Source organism: bacterium, assembly GCA_016702305.1.
Taxonomy (GTDB): domain Bacteria; phylum Electryoneota; class RPQS01; order RPQS01; family RPQS01; genus JABWCQ01.
Genome location: JADJEH010000002.1, coordinates 356,530 through 375,546, shown reverse-complemented (window position 1 = coordinate 375,546; position 19,017 = coordinate 356,530). Strand labels below are relative to the sequence as shown.

Genomic DNA, 19,017 nt, shown 5'->3' with positions numbered 1-19,017 from the left:
TGGTGCGCAAGACAAGGAACTCCGTTTGCTTTTGCTGGTACCGGTGGTCGCCGCGTGGTGGGCCCACCAGGATTCGAACCTGGAACCGACGGATTATGAGTCCGCTGCTCTAACCGTTGAGCTATGAGCCCATGCTCCGCCAGTTGCCGTGGCCGCACCGTCCGGGGTTCTGTGACCTCCCAGCCGCCGCCCATCCGCATATCCAGCGTAGACTCTTAATATACAAACCTCCCGTGACTTGTCAAGCCGACCGACCACTCTCGATTAAACTTTAAGTCAATATTATTATAGACTTAATCACAAAATCCCCGCAACAGGCGAGAGGGCGAGGCAGAGGCAGACCAGAATATCTACAAATCGTAGCGAATAAAGACGGTTGGGTGCACATACCATTTGCCAGTCTCATACCCGTCCGCCTCGGTGTAGGCTCCCGCAAAATTCCTCGAAATTTCACATTCTGCCCCCACCGCGACCTGCTTCCAACGGTACTGAAACTGCGGTTCCGCTTGAATGGACACTGGCTGGTCGCCATATTCATTGCTGTTCCAGTCCACGTAGCCCAGGAACTCAAACGGCGTCCGTTTTATGGGAGTGAACCAAACGGCGGTTAGTTGCCAGCCGAGATCCGCCGCAAATTCTTGTCGCAACAAGGCCTGCACTTCGAGGAGCGTGGCGCCCAACTTCAACTCGGTCAAAGCGACGCCGCCTAACAGGGTCCGCGGAATTGTCTTGGAACCAAAGCCATCCGCAGGCGTGACACCATCGTTGTATTGCACGGTCACGTTGAAGTGTCCCCATTGCGTCCGGGCAATCCTAAAATGCCGCGATACTTCAAAATACGACTGTGTCTGCCCGGTCGCGGCAAAGTCAAAATCCGCAAAAAGGAAGCTCGAACCCAACTTGTCGCCACTCCAGATCTCGACTGTGGACGTGAAGGCCTCGCGATCGAAATCGCGATGCAGTTGGCCGTTGACATACGTGTCGGCAGCCCACACCGAGTGGGCCAAGAGGCATGCAAGAAGCAGGCGCATATCCGGTTTTCCTTATTCAGGCTGAATGAACCGCGCAGAGGTTTTCCGGGACTCGCACGCGGCAATACTCGACGACACCAAACGAATCGGCCCGACAGCGGGCCGACGATCTTAAGATAGTCGCTCGTGTCGTGAGAAGCAATCGCACGACCGAAAATCCTTGATTATCCGGCTGATTTGCCTTACATTACATAGCATATGCCTATGAAGCTCTTAATTTTCGACATTGACGGCACCTTGGCCAGCATGGACGGCGCAACGTTTCGAGCCTACGCCAAGGCCTTCCACAAGATTTTTGGACGAGACCCGATTACCGAAGGTCTGTCCATGCACGGTCGGACCGATCCGCTGATCTTTCGCGAGTGCTTTGAGAATACCGGGCTGACCGGGGACTGGCGCGCAAGTTACGACGTGTTTAAGCCGCTCTACCTGGCCGAACTGCCCGCCTCCATTCGTGCCAGCGTCCGTGCGCGCGTGCATCCCGGCGTGCGCGAACTGCTCGCCGAACTGCGGCAACGGCCGAACGACTTCGCCTTGGCCCTCGGCACCGGCAACATGGAAGCCGGAGCGCGTGCCAAGATCGGACACTTCGGCCTCAACGACTATTTCCCCGTTGGCGGGTTCGGCGACCTGCACTTGGAGCGCCACGCGATTCTGCAGGACGCGCTCGATGCCGCATGCGCCCACTTCCGCGAGCCGTTTCGCGCAAATGAAACATGGGTCATCGGCGATACCGAGTACGATGTCCGGGGAGCACGAGTGCTCGGGATGCGCACGCTGGGCGTCGCCACCGGCGGAAAGTACACGACCGATATGCTGGCTGCTGTGGGTGCCGACGTCGTGCGCGAAGACCTCAGTCAGACGGCGGACGTGCTTGAACTCTTCGCCCAGTAAGTCCGCGTGGTCACAGCGGCTGTCGCTGCTGGGCCTGATGGTGACGCACATTACGATTACCGGCGGCGGCTATGTGTTTAACAAGCTCGCGCTGCGCGAATTCCATCCCATTGCCTTCGGGTTCTGGCGGCTGACGATCGGCTTGTTCGGCTTGACAGCGGTCGCACTGATTGCGCGCGCATGGCCCAAGATCGAACGCCGCGACTGGCCGCGCGTGATCCTGCTGGCACTGGTGGCCGTACCGGTCAATCAGTTGATCTATCTTTACGGCATGAGCCTCACGATGCCGTCGCACGCGGCGCTGCTCTACGGCACCACGGCTGTCTTCGCGTTATTCCTGTCGGCAGCGCTGGGCTACGAAAAAATCCTGCCGCACAAAGTCGTCGCCATTATCGTAGCGCTGGCCGGACTTGCCCTGGTCGTCTCCCGCGGCGGTCCGGTGGATTTTCACTCGCAGATGTTTCTGGGCGACCTGTTGATCTTCACCGCCGTGTTGGCATGGGCAACATACACAGTTCTGGGCAAGCCGCTGGTCGTGAAGTACGGCGCGCTGCCCATGACTTGCCTGTTGCTGATTGTGGGTACCGTGATCAGCCTGCCTTTTCTGATTCACCATGCCATGATTCAGGACTATTCTCGCATCACGTGGATTGGCTGGAGCGGCGCGTTCTACTCGGGGTTGATGCTGACGATTGTCGCCTACGTCGTGTGGTACAGCATATTAACTCGCGTTGAACCGGCGCAGGTCGCCATTCTAACGACGCCGCAACCAGTTGTCGCGACGACGCTCTCGGCCTATTTTGTCGGCGAAGTGATCGGTTGGCCGCTCGTGTTCGGCGGTCTGCTGGTGATTGCCGGAGTTATCTTGATGGACGCGCCGGCCTTCATGCGCCGCGCTGAACGCCTTAGACGCAAAGTTACGGGTTAACCTATGAACCTCGCTGGCAAGAAGATCGCGGTATTCGTCGAACATCACTACCAGGACCTTGAAGTCTGGTATCCCGTCATGCGTCTGCGCGAAGCAGGCGCGAAAGTCGTCATCGTCGGCACCGGATCCGCGCCGGAGTATGTAGGCAAGTATGGCTATCCGGTCAAAGTGGATAAGACGGCCGACAAGGTGAAAGCCACTCAATTTGACGGGCTTATTATTCCCGGAGGCTGGGCGCCGGATAAGTTACGCATGTTCGACAGCGTGCTGGCGCTCGTGCGCGACATGGATCGCGCCAAGAAACCCATCGCCTGCATCTGTCACGGCGGCTGGGTGCTCGTGTCGGCCGGTGTCTTGCGCGGACGAACAGTGACAAGCTATTCGGCGATTCGCGATGACATGGTGAACGCCGGCGCGAAATGGGTGGATCAGGAAGTCGTCGCCGACCGCCATCTGGTGACGGCGCGTAAGCCTGACGACCTGCCCGCCTTCATGCACAAGTTCATGGAACTTCTCGACAAGCAGGCGTGACACGCGGCGACGTTATCACACTGCTCGAAGAGTACGCCACGCTGCTCGGGCTGCTGGATGAGGATGAGTTTCGCGCCAAGGCGTTCGCCAACGCCGCGCGGCAACTCGAGAGCGTCGGGGCCTCGTTAGAGGAGCTGCTCATCGGCGATCGTTTGGCCATGGTGCGCGGCATCGGTCCGGCGGTCGCGCTGGCGATACGGGAAGCAGCCTACGGCGGGACGTTCGCGGATTTGGAATCTGTTCGGCATCGCGTACCGGCGGGCGTGCTCGACTTGATGCGAGTGGATGGCCTTGGGCCGAAAAAAGCGCGCACTCTGTGGCGCGATGCTGGCGTGGATTCACTTATGGCGTTGGAGCGCGCTATCCACGAAGGCCGATTGGCCAAGGTCTCCGGATTCGGGGGCAAGACGCTCGACAAATTTCGCGCCAGCCTTGAATTCTTGAAGACGATCGGCGAACGGCGGCTGCGCCACCACGCGCATACGGCCGCGGACACTTTGCGCGACGACATCATGCTGATTCCCGGCGTGGAGTTTGTCTATTTCTGCGGAAGTCTGCGGCGCAATTGCGAGACGAGTGGCGACTTGGATTGCATCGTCTGCGCGGAACGCGAGGCGCATGCCGCGGTCAAAGAAGTTTTGGCACGGATCGAGGGGATCACGTGGGAGAATCGCGACGGCGATATCTGGCAAGGCCGCGAACGCGCCGGCATGCAAGTGGAACTGTCCGTATGTGGGCCGCAGGAGCTTGGCACGCGACTCGTGCTCGCCACCGGTTCGAAGGAACATGTGGCGGCCTTGCGTCAGCGCGGTGAGATCATCAACGCGGCGACGGAAGCAGAAGTTTACGCGGCACTCGGTTTAGCGTTCGTGCCGCCGCCGCTGCGCGAATCAGGCTTGGTTTTGCGCTCGAGCGCCGACGGTGACTATCCGTTGCCGGTGCTGCGAAGCGACCTGCGCGGCATTTTGCACGTGCATACGACCTATTCGGATGGTCAGCACACGCTGCGGCAGATGGCAGAGGCCATGATGACGCGCGGCTATGAGTTCTTGGGAATTTGCGACCACTCGCAAGTCGCGGCCTACGCGCGCGGGTTATCGCCCGACCGCGTGCACCAGCAATGGGACGAGATTGACGAGCTCAACAGCGAATTGGCGCCCTTCCGGATTCTCAAAGGCACCGAATGCGACATCCTTCCCGACGGGCGAATGGACTTTGACGATCTGTTGCTGTCACGTTTCGACTTCGTCGTGGCCTCGATTCACTCCGGTTTTCAAATGACCATGGAAGCGGCCACGGAGCGGCTGTGCGGCGCGTTGCGCAATCCCCATGTTGACATGCTGGGGCATCCGACCGGACGGCTGCTGCTGAAACGCGAAGGTTATCCGATTGACCATGAGGCGGTGCTGCGCTGCGCCGCCGAACATGGCAAGGCCGTCGAATTGAACTCGAGCCCGCACCGGCTCGACCTTGATTGGCGGTGGTTGGGACGGGCGATTGAGTTGGGCGTGCCGATTCCGCTGAACCCCGACGCGCATGCGGCCAACGGCTTGGATGAAATCACTTATGGACTCGAACTGGCTGCGAAAGGTCCGCTGCCGCCGGCGCTGTGCCCTTCAACGTGGAGCGCGGCGGAGTTTCTGAACTGGTGCCAATCACACGATTAGGACATGATCTCACTTTCACCTACGTCCATCACTTCACGTTTGCCGCTGGGCGATTTTCGCGCGCGCTGTCAGGCGTTGTGCGAAGCGTTGCGCACGGCGCATCCCCAGTACGATTGGATTGGATTGTATTGGGTGGACGGCGACCATCTCGTGTTGGGACCGTGGACGGGTGATGAGCCGACAGAGCATACGCGCATCCCCATCGCACAAGGCATTTGCGGCGCGGCGGTGCGCGAAGACCAGACGATTATCGTGGATGACGTTCACAGCGACCCGCGCTACCTGTCGTGTTTTGTTTCGACACGCTCCGAAATCGTCGTGCCGATTTATGCGGATGGCCTGGTCATCGGTGAGATTGACATTGACGGTAAGAACGTCAAGGACTTCGACGCGAGCGACCAGAAATTCCTGGAAGCGATCGCGGAATTCATCGGGCGCGAATGGCCGGGGCGTTGGTGAGCGACACACCGCTGATGATCTCAATTTCTGGCGTGCGCGGCATTGTCGGCGATTCGATGACCGCGAATGTCTGTCTGCGCTGGGCCCAGGCGTTCGGGAAATCCTGTGCATCGGGCCCCGTCGTTGTCGGCGGCGACAGCCGCATCAGCAAAACGATGATGCGCGCCGCGACGATTTCCGGCTTGGCTTCGGCTGGCGCTAGTATCATTGACGTGGGTGTTGTTCCCACGCCGACCGTAGCGCTGGCGGTCGAACAGCATCGCGCCCGCGGCGGGATTGCAATCACAGCCAGTCACAATCCGGCACAGTGGAACGCTCTGAAATTCTACGGCGCGGACGGCCTGTTTATTGACGAGGCACGCGGCAAAGCTCTACGCGCGGCCGTTGAGTCCGAAGATGCGTTTGACGTGGACGCCTATCATGTCGGTCAGTATGAGCGCGACGAACTGGCGATTGAACGGCATCTCAACGCCGTGCTTGGATTGCCGTTCCTCGGCGTCGCAGATTTGCAGGCGCGTAGATTCCGCGTCGGACTGGACGCGGTGTGCGGCGCGGGCGGCGAATTGTTGACCCGTCTGCTGGAACATCTGGGCTGTGAAGTCGTTCCGTTCCATGCAGAACCATCCGGGGTATTCCCGCGCAATCCCGAACCGATTGCCGAGAATCTGGGTGACGTGTGCGCCGCCATGTTCGCGGCAGGTGTGGATATTGGACTGGTGCTCGATCCCGATGCGGATCGCCTGGCGCTGATTCGTTCCGATGGCAAACCTGCCGGTGAAGAGTTGACGCTTTGTGCGGCGGCGTTGGCTGTGTTGCCGCATGTGCCCGGCCCGGTCGTGGCCAATTGTTCGACCAGCCTGGCCCTGCGCGATATCGCCGGGATGTTCGGTCGCGAGTATTTCGAAACGAAAGTCGGCGAGGCGCACGTGGCACTGCGCATGCACGAGGTCCGGGCAGCCTTCGGCGGCGAAGGCAACGGAGGCGTCATGCTGCCGATGATTCATGCTTCCCGCGATACAGCGGTCGGCGCCGCGCTCGTACTCCAGGCGCTGCTCGAATCCGCACAATCGTCCGCGCAGTTCTTCGACGCCATGCCGCAATACCATCTCGTCAAGAAAAAGGTCGAGTTTGCCACGTTGGTCGAGCAGCGCGAGGCGCTTGAATCACTCGAAAGCGTGGAATTGTTCGGACAACCCGAACGGCTTGATGGCCTGAAATGGCGCACGGGCAAAGCGTGGATTCAGGCGCGGGCTTCGAATACTGAACCCGTCGTGCGCGTGTTTGCCGAGGCGCAGTCGGCCGCGGAAGCCGAGCGGCTGGCCGCTGAAGTTGTGAGTTTTCTGCATTACTGATAACCATACCCACTCTCCCCAATGGACAAAGTAGCAGCGATCATTCTGGGCGGCGGACGCGGCACGCGACTCTATCCGCTGACCAAGCCGCGCTCCAAACCCGCCGTGCCGTTCGGCGGCATGTACCGACTCATTGATATTCCGGTCTCCAACTGCCTGTACTCCGATTTGAGCCGGATTTACGTCGTAACACAATTCAATTCCGCGTCGCTCAATCGGCATGTGTCCATGACCTACGCCTTCGACGCGTTTCGTAACGGCTTCGTGACGGTACTGGCCGCCGAGCAGACGCTCGATACGAGTGACTGGCTGCAGGGAACCGCCGATGCCGTGCGCAAAAACTTGCGGCATGTCAAACCATCCGAACCGGATGATGTCTTGATTCTCTCAGGCGATCACATATACTGGATGGACTACCGCGGAATGATCGCGCTGCACCGACGCTCGCGCGCCGACATTACCATCGCCACATATCCCGTGCGGCTCGCGGACGCCAATCGCTTTGGCATCATGCAGGTGAACGCCGAAGGCCGCATCGTTGAATTCCGCGAAAAACCGCAATCCCTCGATGAGATCAAGGGTTGGGAGCTGTCTGGCGAGATGTTCCGCTCCGCCGACTTCGATATGGATGGTCCGGTCGTGATGGCCTCAATGGGCGTATATGTGATGAGTTGGGAGGCCATGGAGAATCTGCTCGCGCCGGAATCCGGGTCGGACTTCGGCAAACACGTGATTCCGTCGGCGATTCACTCGCATCGCGTGTTCGCCTACCCGTTCAGCGGCTATTGGGAGGACATCGGAACCATTGATTCGTACTACAACGCGAATCTCGCGCTGACCGATCCGCAACCGGCCTTTGGTCTATACGACGCGAACCAACGCCTGTTCACCCGTCCACGCTTTCTGCCGGGCGCAAGTATGCGCGAAGTCTTCATGAAGCGCGCCCTGATTTGCGCGGGCAGCCGGATTGAACATGGCGCTATTGAACACTCCATCGTCGGCACCCGTTCGATCACGAAGGCCGGCGTGAAGATCATTGATTCCGTCGTCTGCGGCGCGGACTATTATGAAACGGTGGATTCGCTGGCATTCAATCGCGAAGTAGGCCGACCAGACGTGGGGATCGGCGGCGATACGCTGATCCGCAAAGCCATCATTGACAAAAATGCGCGAATCGGTTACGGAGTGAAAATTGATCCGCCCGTCAACGTACCCGACCATGACGGTGAAGGGTATGCGGTACGCGACGGCATCGTGATCGTCGAAAAGGACGCGATCATTCCCGACGGCGCAGTCTTGCCCGCACGGTAGGAAAATCTGTGCAGGTCGTTGAGCTTATAGCGCGCAAGCAGGCGGGCGGTGAACTGACTGATGCAGAGATTGACAGCCTTATCCGCCAGTTCGCCGTAGGCGAAGTGCCGGACTACCAGATGTCCGCGCTGCTGATGGCAGGTTACTTCCAGGGTTTTTCGGAACGCGAAGGGCTGCGGTTTCTCGATGCCATGATTCGTTCGGGCGAGCGCTGGTCGTTTGCCGACATCCCCGCGCCGAAAGTGGATAAGCACTCCACGGGCGGTGTCGGTGATAAAACTTCACTGATCATCGCGCCGGTCGTTGCCGAAGCGGGTCTATGCGTCCCAATGATCTCCGGCCGCGCCCTCGGGCACACGGGCGGTACTCTGGACAAGCTGGAGAGCATCCGCGGCCTGCGAGTAACGTTGGCCCGGGACGAATTCGCCCGAGTTTTGCGTGAACATGGCTGTGCATTCGGAGCGCAGACGTCGGAGCTTGTGCCCGCCGATAAACGGCTCTATGCACTTCGCGACGTCACTGCAACCGTCGCGATTCCACCGCTCATTGCCGCGAGCATCTTGTCGAAAAAAATCGCCGAAGGCACGGACGCGTTGGCAATGGACGTCAAGCTCGGGCCGGGTGGTTTTCTGCGATCAGATTCGGAAGCGCGGGAATTAGGCCAACGCATCGTGAATTGGTCGCGCGAATACGGCGTCCGTACGGTCGTCTTCGGAACGGACATGCACCAGCCGCTCGGCGCGACCGCCGGAAATGCGCTGGAAGTGAGCGAGTGCCTCGATGTCTTGCGCACCGGACGCGGCGAACGCCGCCTGCTCGAACTCTGCACACTACTCGGCGGCGCGATGCTCTGGCTGGGTGGCTTGTCGGCGTCGCATGCCGCCGGCATGACCGCGTTCACGCGAGTCCTGGAGACCGGACGCGGCTACGACCGCTTTCGGCGCATCGCCGAAGCACAGGGAGCAGATCCCGCGATCTGGCGCGAATGGGAACAGGCGAATCCCTGCAAGAACTTATTCGAGATCCGCGCCGAGCAAGACGGCTTCATCAACGAAGTTCACCCGCGTGAAGTCGGATTGGCGCTCGTTGAATTGGGAGCAGGACGCAAATCGGCCGCCGATGCCGTTGACCCGAGCGCGGGAGTGCTATTTGCGAAGCATCGCGGGGACAAGGTCACACGCGGCGAAGTGCTGGCAACGTTGCAGTGGAGCCGCTCAGTTGAGGCCTCCTCAGCACAATCGCGAATTGCCCGCGCCTTCGACATTGCGCCCGCCGTTCCCGCCGCGCGGCCCTTACATTATTTTACGATCGAGTAGCACCTAAACTACCGGAGAATTGCGATGGATGAGTCCGTCGAGAAGAAATTGCGCGCCCTCAAGCTGAAGCTCTTGATGGCTGAGAAGGAGATGCAGGCGTCGTCCGGGAAATGGAAACTCGGCGCGCTGCTCAAGGCCGGGCACACCGATGCCATGAATCGCGAAGTGGACAAACTGCATGACCGGCTGGAAAAGAAGATCGCGACGCTCAAGAGCGAAATTGCCGAACTGAGCGGAGCCGTTGACAACGTCGCCAATACAGCCCCGGCGGAAAAGCCGGTCGCAAAAGCTGCCGCCAAGAAATCCGCCGTGCCCGCCGCCCCGAAGAAGACCGCGGCGAAAAAGAAATAACTTCAGACCAGTATGCAGACGCAACAGGGCCGCTCGAATGAGCGGCCCTGTTCAGTTTGAATGGAATTGCGCCTATTGCGCGTGATTGCGAAACTTCTCTTCGAGCTTCGCCTTGGGCAGCACGCCCGTAACCGTTTCGACAAGCTGCCCGTTCTTGAAAAAGAGCACCTGCGGAATATTCAGCACGCCGTACTTGCGCGGCACTTCAGGGTTGGCGGCGATATCAATCTCGCCGATTACGGCCCGGTCCGTCCAATCGGACGCAAGCTCCTTCAGCATCGCATGCACCTTCTTGCACGGCGCACACCACTCCGCGCCGAAATCCAGCACGGCCAAACGGTCCGCGCGTAAAATCTTCTCTTCAAAATTCGAGTCAGTAACCGTCAGCAATTCCGCCACGTTCGCTCCTTTGAGTCGGCGTTATCGTTACAAGTTGTATTGATCCAGCAAGGCAATAAAATCATCGGCCGGTTTGAATCCCGTGAAGCGCGTCACTTCCTGGCCATCATTCCGCAGAATCACCGTCGGCATGCCGGTGATTCTGTACTTCTTCTTCATCTCCGTCACCCACGGTGTCTCCTTGGTGAAGTCGAGCTTCAAGCGCACAAACTCATCCACCCGCTCCTGTACCGACGGAACAACCCATGTCTTTTCGTCAAGTTCCACACAGGCCACGCACCAGTCCGCATAAACGTCAATCAGCACGGGCTTGCCACTCGCCTCGGCCTCGGCCAAAGCCTGTTCTTCCTCGTTCACTCTCCACTCGAGCTCGCTCAGCTCGGCCGTGGCCGCGGTTCCGCCGTTAGGATTGACCGCCTTGAACAGAAGGATTCCACCCAACACAAAAACCATCAGTGTAAACGCCTTGCCCAATCGTTGTTTGGCGGTGGCTTCATCAGTCAACGCGTCAAACGCTCCCGTGAAAACCGAGAAGGTGATCAACAGCGCGGCCCATGAACCGAGATAAATCATCGGCGGCAGCGTGAGGCGAAGCATATAAAGCGCACCCGCCAGCAGAATCCAACCAAAGCTCTTCTTTACCATTTCCATCCACGAACCGGCACGCGGCAAAGCTTGAATTGCGCCGGCAAACGTGCCGATCAACAGGAATAGCAGTCCCAATCCCAAAGAAAAGGTGAACAGCAGAGCCCAACCGTAGAATAGGTCCCCCGATTGCGCAACCCAGGCCAGCAGCGCGACAATCACAGGTCCGACGCAGGGAGCCATGATTAGGCCCGACGCCATGCCGAGCAGCAACGGACCGAACAGCCCCTTGCGTGTCGAACCTCCGACAAGACTGGTTTGTAACGCGGACGGCAACGCAATATCAAACGCGCCGAGCATGCTAATCCCCATCAGAGCAAAGACCAGCGCGATGACAATATTGACGAATGGAGAACCGGAGATTGATCCAAACAATGTGCCCGTCGCGGCCGCAAACAAACCGAGCGAACTGTACACGATGGCAATGCCCAGCGAGAAGATAAACGAGAGCCATAGGCCGCGCAGCGGCTTGCCCGAACTGGCGCCGCCGATGTAGCCGATCGTAATCGGAATAACCGGGTAGACACAGGGCGTGAAACTGGCCAGAATACCACCAATAAAAGCGACCAGAAATGCCGTCCACGAGCCCTTGGCCAGCGCCGCCATCAGCCGCGCTTCGATGCCCTTGGGTTCCTCAACAGCAGTCTCGCCGCCGCCGAAGAACACTCGGTCGTTGGCCGCCACAACTTCACTGCCTGCGACCAGCACGTCCGTCTTCGCCGTCACCGTCTTGGTTTCCGGCAGGAAACAGACGCCCTCGCCAAACTCCTGACACATCTGGTAACCGATGTTCACCGGAATGCTGAACGTCCCGACCGTCGCGTCCGCGGCCGCCGTGACGGGAACCCTGACCAGCACATCGCCACGGTAGCAACGCTCATCCTCAAAGGGCTCGCCTTTCGGAAAGACCGGCTCGCCAAAATCCAGACCCAGCGTGTCCGCAACCGCGACAAAGAACAGACCAAACTCAACGTCCGTAATATGATGTCTCGCGGGGACCGCAAAAAGAAGTCCCAATTCTGATGATCCGCCAGCCGCGATCGCCGAGGTACTCCACAAGGCACGAACCGGCACGCCTGGCGAGACAGGGCCGCCGTCGTCCTCTTGAGCCCAGCCGGGCGAGGCACAACTCCAAGCAATTATTGCGAATACTAGTGGTGCAAGTCTCAACATGCGGTTGCGAATCCCAATGATTTTTGACACCTTATGATACACGTTATGTCTAATGGAGGTTCCCGTGAAAGCTCTGCTGCGGCACACTGGTCAGATGGCCTTCCTTGCCAAAGCCGATTCCAACCATTGGCTCCCGCTGGACGCCGGCCCGGTTTCGGGGGGCGGAAATGCGGCCACATCGCCAATCGAAATGCTGGCCATCGCCGCAGGCGGGTGCGTCAGCATGGATGTCGTTCATATTCTGGGCAAGAGCCGCAAATCGTTTACGAGGTTCGACATGGAGGTCGAGGCCACGCGCGCCGAAACTCACCCTCGGCGAATTCTGTCGCTTCACTTCCATGCCCAGATAGACGGGCCGGAACTGACGTCCGCTGATGTCGAAAAGGCACTCAACCTGTCGCTGGCAAAGTACTGCTCCGTGACCTTGTCGCTCGACCGGTCCGTTACGCTGTTCGCGTCGTTTACGCTGAATGGCGTGCCCGGTGACGAGTGGAGCGTGGATCGCAACTCCGCGATCTACGAATCGCCTACGCCGTAGGCGCTGACCCGTGCATCATCGCCAGGTAGGCTAAGAAACCGCTGGTCACCGGTCGCGGCTTGCGCGCGGGACGACCACGCAGCGGCCAATGATCTCGCAGCCACTCTTCGACCGCAGTATACGCCGGAAACAGACGTTCCGCCGCGCGAAACTCAGGCGTGTGAAAGCGCCGTCCACCTTTCGGTCCTTCGGTGATGCCAAAATACAGATGCAGCATCTCGTGATGCATCACTCCCGCGACCACCATCTCAGGAATGCGTGCATCGTCGAGCGCGGAATTCATCGTGATCACGCGCCGCTGAATATCGCACAGGCCGAGTGTATAGCGCCAACGGTTGCGGCTCCACCGAATGACCGGCGGACGCAGTTCGTGCTTGAACATCACGTCATTAATGATATCAAAGCACTGTTGCAGATCGTAAACAAGCCCGCGCGGGTTATGCCGCGGGCCGCGCCGCCCGCTTTGAACAGGCGGCGGCGTTCCAGCCGCTGAGGCCGTCGTTGCGAGGACTTCCACGGCCTTGCCAAAGAGCTCGTACTGATGCGGGTCAGGAATCGGTCGGGTTCGCCTTACGGTTCCCATAAAGTCCTTTCGCCCGACGGCAGTTGCGGCATTTCGCCCGGAGCAATTCCCTCGGCATCACCTTCGCCGTGGATTGTCTTGAGCTTGTTGTCAAAACGCTCCAAATCGCGATTCGCCGCCGTCATGTTGTCGTGAGCGAACTTGACTTGATTGGCGGCTTTGTCAAAGCTCGTCCGCACTTTGCCAAGATCATCCCCCAACCCCTTGAGCAAACCCGCAATGCGCCGCGCGCCTTCGGAAATCTTCATCCCCTTGAATCCGATGACGGTGACCTGCAATAAGGCCCAAAACGACGTCGGCGACGTGGGGAACACGCCGCGATTCCGCGCGTGCTCCATCAATTCGGGATTCGATAGCAGTTCGTAATAGACGCCTTCCGCGGGAACATACATCACCGCGAATTGCAGCGTCTCCGGCGGCAGGATATACTTGTTGGCGATGTCGTCAATGTGCTTCTTCACATGCCGCGCAAACTCCTTGCGCGCGCCTTCCATTTCGGCTTCATTTGTCGCTAAACGGATCCGGTTGAAGGCCTCGAGCGGAAACTTGCTGTCCACCGGCAACTTGCCCTGCGGATTAAATATTACGGCATCCACGCGGCCCGCGCCCAAAGTGTATTGAGTTTCGAATTGATCTGGGTGCAAGCAGTCCCGCAGCATCCGCTCCATTTCGATTTCGCCCAGCTCACCACGCAGCTTCGGAGCTTTCAGAACATTCTGGAGCTCTTCCAGTTCTTGAGAAAAGCGCTGAATTTTTTCGTTTGTGGCGTGCAGCTCGATCAGGCGGTCCGTCACGCCCTTGAACAGGGTGTCGTTCCGCGTGATCGTCTCGGACAGTTTCTCGTCCACTCGCTTCTGAATCTCGGCCAGGCGCTGGTCATTGGCTTGCTGGAGCTTCTGAAACTGGTCCGTCAATTGACGCACCGTCTGCTCCAGTGTCTGCCGCGATTCCGTGCGGCCCTTGCTTTGATCCTCCGCCAGGGAAACCCGCAAGCTCTCAAGCGTCCGCCGGAATAGCTCGAGCGTGTCGCGAGACTCGCCGCGCGCTTTCTCCTGCTCTGAAGTCAAATCCCGGCGCGTCTCCCGAAGTTCGTCCGCGAGCAGTTTGGTGCTCTCTGCTCTTGTACGCTCAACGGCCTCATGCAGCACCGCCAACCGAGTGTCCAAACCGGCTTCGCGCTCCCGATCTGCCGAAACACCACGTGACAGCTTCGCCACCTGCAGTGCAAGCACGACGACGACCACCAGCGAGACAGCGGTTAGAATTAGGAGGAGCGTGGACATAGTTGGGCTTAATCTAATAAATTACGGAACTCCGGTCTAAACCGCAATGAACCCGGCACAGGGCTGACCGTATCGCAAGGGATTGCTGTTAACTTAAATTATTAAATTGTTTAAATTTAATTATTCTGCTGCCTGTTGGGCGAGGTTGGGCACGGGGTGCCCTCTCACGAAAACCGCACGCCTCGCCGATTGCCGGCCATGACTGAACATTAAACTAATCGAAAACCACACCTTATGTCAGGCTCCGTACGCGGCAGGTTGTTGCTTTTGTGTACGCTTTTCCCGATAATATGGCTCTAAACAGTACCAAATAAAACAAACGATTAGCAAGGCGCACAGCTATGTCACTGCTGCTCGACAAACTATCCAAAACCATTCCGGCTTATCAGGAATCTATCAAGTCGCTGGCGAAGTCCCACGGCGAAGCTGTTATTGACAGTGTCAGTGTCGGCGCGCTCCTTGGTGGCCAGCGCGGTATTAAGTCCCTGCTCTGCGACACATCGGAAGTTCCCGCGGATCAAGGTTTGATTATTCGCGGTACGCCGATTCTGGCACTCGTGGATAAGCTGCCCGAAGAGGTGTATTGGCTGTTGCTAACCGGCGAATTGCCGACCGCAGCCGAACTCAAAGACTTCCAGGCCGACCTGACCCAGCGTCAGGGCGTGCCGGACTACATCTGGCATGTGCTTGATGCCATGCCCAAAGACAGCCACCCGATGGCTGTGTTCAATCAGTTGGTACTGGCCATGGAGCGCGAATCAGTGTTCCGCCGCCGCTATGATGAAGGTATGGGCAAAGACGAGTACTGGCGCGCCACGCTGGAAGACAGCTTGACGCTCGTGGCCCGCCTGCCGGAAATTGCCGCCGGCGTCTATCGCTGGCGCTACGATCTCGGTGCGCGGATCGCACCCAAGGCCGGGCTTGACTGGGGTGCCAACTACGCCTACATGCTGGGAATTGAGGACAAGGACGGCGGCTTCGCCCGCTTGATGCGACTCTATATGACGTTGCACACCGACCACGAGAGCGGTAACGTTTCCGCGCACACGGCGCATTGCGTTGGTTCGGCGTTGTCCGATCCGTACTACGCTGTCAGTGCCGGACTGAACGGTTTGGCTGGTCCGCTGCACGGTTTGGCCAATCAAGAGGTGCTCGAGTGGCTGCTTGGTGTGCTGAAGAAGTTCGGCGGTAACCCGAGCGACGTGCAATTGCACGAGTTCGCCACGGAGACGCTCTCTTCCGGCCGCGTGATTCCGGGCTACGGTCACGCCGTCCTGCGTGTCGTGGATCCACGCTTCACGGCCTTCCTCGATTTCGGCAAGAAGGAATGCCCGAATGCACCCGTCTTCAAGCTGGCCGAGCAGGTCTTCAATGTCGTGCCGGATATTCTCAAGACGATTCAGAAGATCAAGGATCCGTGGCCGAACGTAGATTCGATCTCTGGTACGCTGCTCTATCATTATGGCATCACGCAGCCGCGTTACTACACCGTGCTGTTCGGCGTCTCGCGCGGTATCGGCATCTGCTCGCAGCTCGTCATGAGCCGCGCGTGGGGTGAACCAATTCAACGGCCGAAATCAATCACGACGGGCGCGCTTAAGAAGCTCGCCGGCGCATAGGCGAACCCTGTAAGTCAGATATACGAAGCCCGGCCATGAGAGTGGCCGGGCTTCCTGTTTGTTGTATTGGCCTGCCGCGTGACTACGCGAGGCTGTTCGTGCGCAAGGGCTTATACCGACCGGCGGGATCACACTTGTTGATCAGCGCGAGCTCACAGGTTTGGGTCAGACCATTGCGATAGAGCGAGAGGTCGAACATCCCATGCGCTACTTCCACCGGACAGCCGTTGAGGTTAAGCGCGTCCTCAGCCAGACGATCCAGCAGTTCCGCGGCCCGGCGAGCCGTGCGTGCTTCGGAGTCCGGATGCAATACCCACACATTCACAGTCCCGGCATCCAGCGTTCCCCACACCGCCGCACTCACGCTGCGGTCGCGGGCGAGTTCCTGCACGCGCTCGTCAAAGTCACAGAGCGCTTCGGCGGGCAGCCGATAGCGGCCTTGACTGCGATGCGGAAAGAGTCGCGCCAGAGTTCGCGGCAATCGAAATAGATTCTGCCATAACTGCTCCACATCAGTGTTCCCTTCGACGCGTCTGATCGGCTGGTCGTCTGATAATTCGACGTCGATAGCGCCGTTCCACTCGCAGGCCAACAGCGAATGCGCTTGCTCGGACACCAAATTATCGTTCCCTTGGCGCAAGGCATTGGTGGCGATGGATGTCCAAAACGGCAAAGCGCTCGGCAGCGGTGCGGCATAGCGCCAACCACGCTGCAATTGACTCAGTTCATCTACCGACGCACACTCGCACAGGAGCATCGTGCGTGACTCCGGCACGGGTTCCAACGCCAATTCAAAACGAGTGAGGATTCCGCAGCGCGCGCCCGCGCCAAACAAGAGGGGAGCCACGTCCACGCCGTCGCCCAACACACCGGGTCCGGTCGCGTACCGTTCACCGTCATAGCCAACCCACTCCACCCGGCGGATATTCGATAACACACCACCGCTGCGATGGCAGCGCATGCCTTCCAGTGCCCGCGCGAACAACGTGCCCATCGTTTCACCCGGCTCCAACGGAAAGAGCGGTGGCCATGTCATGCCGCGCTGCGCAAGTTCAACGGCAACGTGTTCAAGCGGCGTCGCGGAATGGACGATCAAACCCGCGCCATCCGAAGCCCACTGCGACGGCCCGGTCAACCGGTGCGTCAGAATCAGCATCGCGCCTTCCAAGTCACGCACGGTTGTCGGCGATTGTCCCGATGAAACCGCGACCCGCATTTCTTTTTCGGAAGCGAAACGCAGTACCGTCTGCAACTCGGACCCGTTCGACGGCTCGACAACCAGTTCAGGCAGATCTTCCTTGCGCAACGTCCCGCTGAGCAACGGCAGGAGCTGCTTCGACCCGGAATGCACGACCGTGCCGGGAGCCTGCTTCTTGAGTTTGCCGTAACGGTCGAACAGCATCATGGCTTGGAATCCGTTCCCGAGGACGAGGACGCACCCGACGAAGACGATGACGACGCGTCCGGCGAGCTTGAAGAAGAAGACGAAGCTGACGCAGACGAAGAGGCCGATCCTGTCACGGCCGGAGAGCTGGCGCTCCCGTCTTTGCCGGTCTTCTTGACGTAATCGGTGATATAGAAGCCCGAACCCTTAAAGATCAGTCCGCTGCCGCCGGAGATCATGCGTTCCGCTGGCGCGCCGCAAACCGGGCACACGTCCAGCGGGGGCGCGACCATGCTCTGGAATTCTTCAAACTCGTGACCGTTCGTGCAGCGGTAGTCGTAGGTGGGCATTATTCGTGTTCGATTATTTAATTTCAGCTACGGCCGCGGCAACACGCTTCACAGCCTCGCGAATAACATCGTCGCCGGAGGCAAACGAGAGACGGATGCAATCCGGCGCTCGAAACGCGGCGCCCGGTACGGCGGCGACTTGATACTTGTCGAGCAGATGCAGCACAAATCCCGTCGAGTCCTTGATGGGTTTGCCGTCTATCGAACCCGTCAGCATCGCCGGAATCTGCGGAAACGCGTAGAATGCGCCTTCCGGTTCGCTCAACTTCACGCCCGGAATACTCTTCAGTCCTTCATAGCAAATATCACGGCGCCGCGCGAAATCAGCGGTCATCTTGAGCGGGAAACTGATTCCACTCTTAATGCCCGCCGTGGCCGCTTTCTGCGACACCGAACAGGCCGACGACGTCATCTGGCTCTGAATGCGCAGGATCGCATCCGCGATATCCAGCGGTGCCGCGCCGTAGCCAATGCGCCATCCCGTCATCGAATAGCTCTTTGACACCCCGTTGACCACCACCGTACGATCCGTTAGCCACGGGTACTCGGCCAAGCTCACGTGCTCGCGCCCGTCAAAACGCAGGTACTCGTAAATCTCGTCCGAAATCACGTAGGCACGGTGCCGCTTCAAAACATCGGCGATCGCGTCCATGTCGGCTCGTGACATCACAGCGCCCGTCGGGTTGCAGGGACTATTCAGCATCACCACCTTTGTGCGCGGCGAAAGGAGGCGTTCGAGTACGTCGGCGCGCAGATGAAAGCCGTCTTCCACGCGTGTCGGCGCGAAGATGACCTCACCGCCCGCCAACCAAACCAATTCAGGATAAGACAGCCAGCACGGCTCTGGCACGATCACCTCGTCGCCGGGCTCAACCAAGGCCAACAGTGAACTTGCCAAAACGTGCTTCGCGCCGTTGCCGACGACGATCTGCTTCGGCGTATAGGTCAGGCCGTTGTCGCGCTTCAGCTTTTCCACAATCGCTTCGCGCAATTCCATGATTCCGGCAGCCGCGGTGTAGCGCGTAAAGTCCGCGTCTATGGCCGCTTTGCCGGCCTCCTTCACATCATTCGGAGAGGGGTGATCTGGCTCACCCACGGACATGTCATAAACTTTCACGCCCTGCTTTTGCAGTTCGCGTACTTTTTCCACAATAGCCAGAGTCTGTGAAATCGTCAGGCGAGAAACCCTGGATGCCAGCACGA

19 protein-coding genes and 1 tRNA gene are annotated in these 19,017 nt (G+C 59.1%); 11 read left to right on the top strand and 9 right to left on the bottom strand.

Annotated features, from left to right (window positions below; translation table 11 throughout):
* Window positions 1-55 precede the first annotated feature (55 nt).
* Both IPH10_06075 and IPH10_06070 read right to left on the bottom strand, forming a co-directional pair.
* A tRNA-Ile gene (locus IPH10_06075) sits at window positions 56-131 on the bottom strand.
* 219 nt (window positions 132-350) lie between these two features.
* Entirely contained in the window at window positions 351-1,031 is a 681-nt protein-coding gene (locus IPH10_06070; protein ID MBK6910486.1) for a DUF5020 family protein, read from the bottom strand.
* A gap of 204 nt (window positions 1,032-1,235) precedes the next feature.
* Between IPH10_06070 and IPH10_06065 the strand changes: the two genes are divergently transcribed.
* The 9 genes from IPH10_06065 to IPH10_06025 are packed head-to-tail and all read left to right on the top strand — an operon-like array spanning window position 1,236 to window position 9,840.
* On the top strand, window positions 1,236-1,925 hold the full coding sequence (locus IPH10_06065) for an HAD family hydrolase (protein ID MBK6910485.1): 690 nt from the start codon (window positions 1,236-1,238) through the stop codon (window positions 1,923-1,925).
* Entirely contained in the window at window positions 1,906-2,853 is a 948-nt protein-coding gene (locus IPH10_06060) for a DMT family transporter (protein MBK6910484.1), read from the top strand. Before IPH10_06065 ends, IPH10_06060 begins: the two co-directional genes overlap by 20 nt.
* 3 nt (window positions 2,854-2,856) lie before the next feature.
* Window positions 2,857-3,384, top strand: coding sequence for a type 1 glutamine amidotransferase (locus IPH10_06055; protein MBK6910483.1), 528 nt, complete (start codon window positions 2,857-2,859; stop codon window positions 3,382-3,384).
* Entirely contained in the window at window positions 3,381-5,051 is a 1,671-nt protein-coding gene (locus IPH10_06050) for a DNA polymerase/3'-5' exonuclease PolX (GenBank protein MBK6910482.1), read from the top strand. Before IPH10_06055 ends, IPH10_06050 begins: the two co-directional genes overlap by 4 nt.
* Window positions 5,052-5,054: 3 nt before the next feature.
* On the top strand, window positions 5,055-5,510 hold the full coding sequence (locus IPH10_06045) for a GAF domain-containing protein (GenBank protein ID MBK6910481.1): 456 nt from the start codon (window positions 5,055-5,057) through the stop codon (window positions 5,508-5,510).
* Window positions 5,492-6,862 carry a phosphoglucosamine mutase gene (locus IPH10_06040; protein MBK6910480.1) on the top strand — a complete coding sequence of 457 codons (1,371 nt, stop codon included), beginning with the start codon at window positions 5,492-5,494 and terminating at the stop codon, window positions 6,860-6,862. The genes IPH10_06045 and IPH10_06040 overlap by 19 nt, the downstream gene beginning before the upstream one ends.
* Window positions 6,863-6,883: 21 nt before the next feature.
* Window positions 6,884-8,173: a glucose-1-phosphate adenylyltransferase gene (locus IPH10_06035; protein ID MBK6910479.1), complete on the top strand. Its 1,290-nt coding sequence runs from the start codon at window positions 6,884-6,886 to the stop codon at window positions 8,171-8,173.
* An 8-nt stretch (window positions 8,174-8,181) separates the two neighbouring features.
* The gene (locus IPH10_06030; protein MBK6910478.1) at window positions 8,182-9,489 is read left to right on the top strand and encodes a thymidine phosphorylase; all 1,308 of its coding nucleotides are present in this window, start codon (window positions 8,182-8,184) and stop codon (window positions 9,487-9,489) included.
* Between the two features lie 24 nt (window positions 9,490-9,513).
* On the top strand, window positions 9,514-9,840 hold the full coding sequence (locus IPH10_06025) for a hypothetical protein (protein ID MBK6910477.1): 327 nt from the start codon (window positions 9,514-9,516) through the stop codon (window positions 9,838-9,840).
* Between the two features lie 72 nt (window positions 9,841-9,912).
* Here the strand turns inward: IPH10_06025 and IPH10_06020 are convergent, their stop codons facing one another.
* Window positions 9,913-10,239: a thioredoxin fold domain-containing protein gene (locus IPH10_06020; protein MBK6910476.1), complete on the bottom strand. Its 327-nt coding sequence runs from the start codon at window positions 10,237-10,239 to the stop codon at window positions 9,913-9,915.
* Window positions 10,240-10,266: 27 nt separating this feature from the next.
* Window positions 10,267-11,901 (bottom strand): thioredoxin family protein, encoded by a 1,635-nt coding sequence (locus tag IPH10_06015; GenBank protein MBK6910475.1) that lies wholly within the window; start codon window positions 11,899-11,901, stop codon window positions 10,267-10,269.
* A gap of 220 nt (window positions 11,902-12,121) precedes the next feature.
* On the opposite strand from IPH10_06015, the gene IPH10_06010 reads away from it, so the two are divergent.
* The gene (locus IPH10_06010) at window positions 12,122-12,595 is read left to right on the top strand and encodes an OsmC family protein (GenBank protein ID MBK6910474.1); all 474 of its coding nucleotides are present in this window, start codon (window positions 12,122-12,124) and stop codon (window positions 12,593-12,595) included.
* Here IPH10_06010 and IPH10_06005 read toward each other — a convergent pair.
* A complete protein-coding gene (locus IPH10_06005; GenBank protein ID MBK6910473.1) occupies window positions 12,585-13,178 on the bottom strand; it encodes a SprT-like domain-containing protein in 594 nt (197 codons plus the stop codon). The genes IPH10_06010 and IPH10_06005 overlap by 11 nt on opposite strands.
* Complete coding sequence (rmuC, locus tag IPH10_06000) at window positions 13,166-14,461, bottom strand: DNA recombination protein RmuC (GenBank protein ID MBK6910472.1); 1,296 nt, start codon at window positions 14,459-14,461, stop codon at window positions 13,166-13,168. Before rmuC ends, IPH10_06005 begins: the two co-directional genes overlap by 13 nt.
* Window positions 14,462-14,802: 341 nt before the next feature.
* On the opposite strand from rmuC, the gene IPH10_05995 reads away from it, so the two are divergent.
* Window positions 14,803-16,080 (top strand): citrate (Si)-synthase, encoded by a 1,278-nt coding sequence (locus IPH10_05995; protein ID MBK6910471.1) that lies wholly within the window; start codon window positions 14,803-14,805, stop codon window positions 16,078-16,080.
* 82 nt (window positions 16,081-16,162) lie between these two features.
* Here the strand turns inward: IPH10_05995 and IPH10_05990 are convergent, their stop codons facing one another.
* Genes IPH10_05990 through IPH10_05980 form a run of 3 tightly spaced genes read right to left on the bottom strand, consistent with a single transcriptional unit; the run spans window position 16,163 to window position 19,015 of the window.
* The gene (locus tag IPH10_05990; protein ID MBK6910470.1) at window positions 16,163-17,485 is read right to left on the bottom strand and encodes an FAD-binding oxidoreductase; all 1,323 of its coding nucleotides are present in this window, start codon (window positions 17,483-17,485) and stop codon (window positions 16,163-16,165) included.
* On the bottom strand, window positions 17,482-17,814 hold the full coding sequence (locus IPH10_05985) for a zinc ribbon domain-containing protein (protein MBK6910469.1): 333 nt from the start codon (window positions 17,812-17,814) through the stop codon (window positions 17,482-17,484). Before IPH10_05985 ends, IPH10_05990 begins: the two co-directional genes overlap by 4 nt.
* A gap of 13 nt (window positions 17,815-17,827) precedes the next feature.
* On the bottom strand, window positions 17,828-19,015 hold the full coding sequence (locus IPH10_05980; GenBank protein MBK6910468.1) for a pyridoxal phosphate-dependent aminotransferase: 1,188 nt from the start codon (window positions 19,013-19,015) through the stop codon (window positions 17,828-17,830).
* Between the last annotated feature and the right edge of the window lie 2 nt (window positions 19,016-19,017).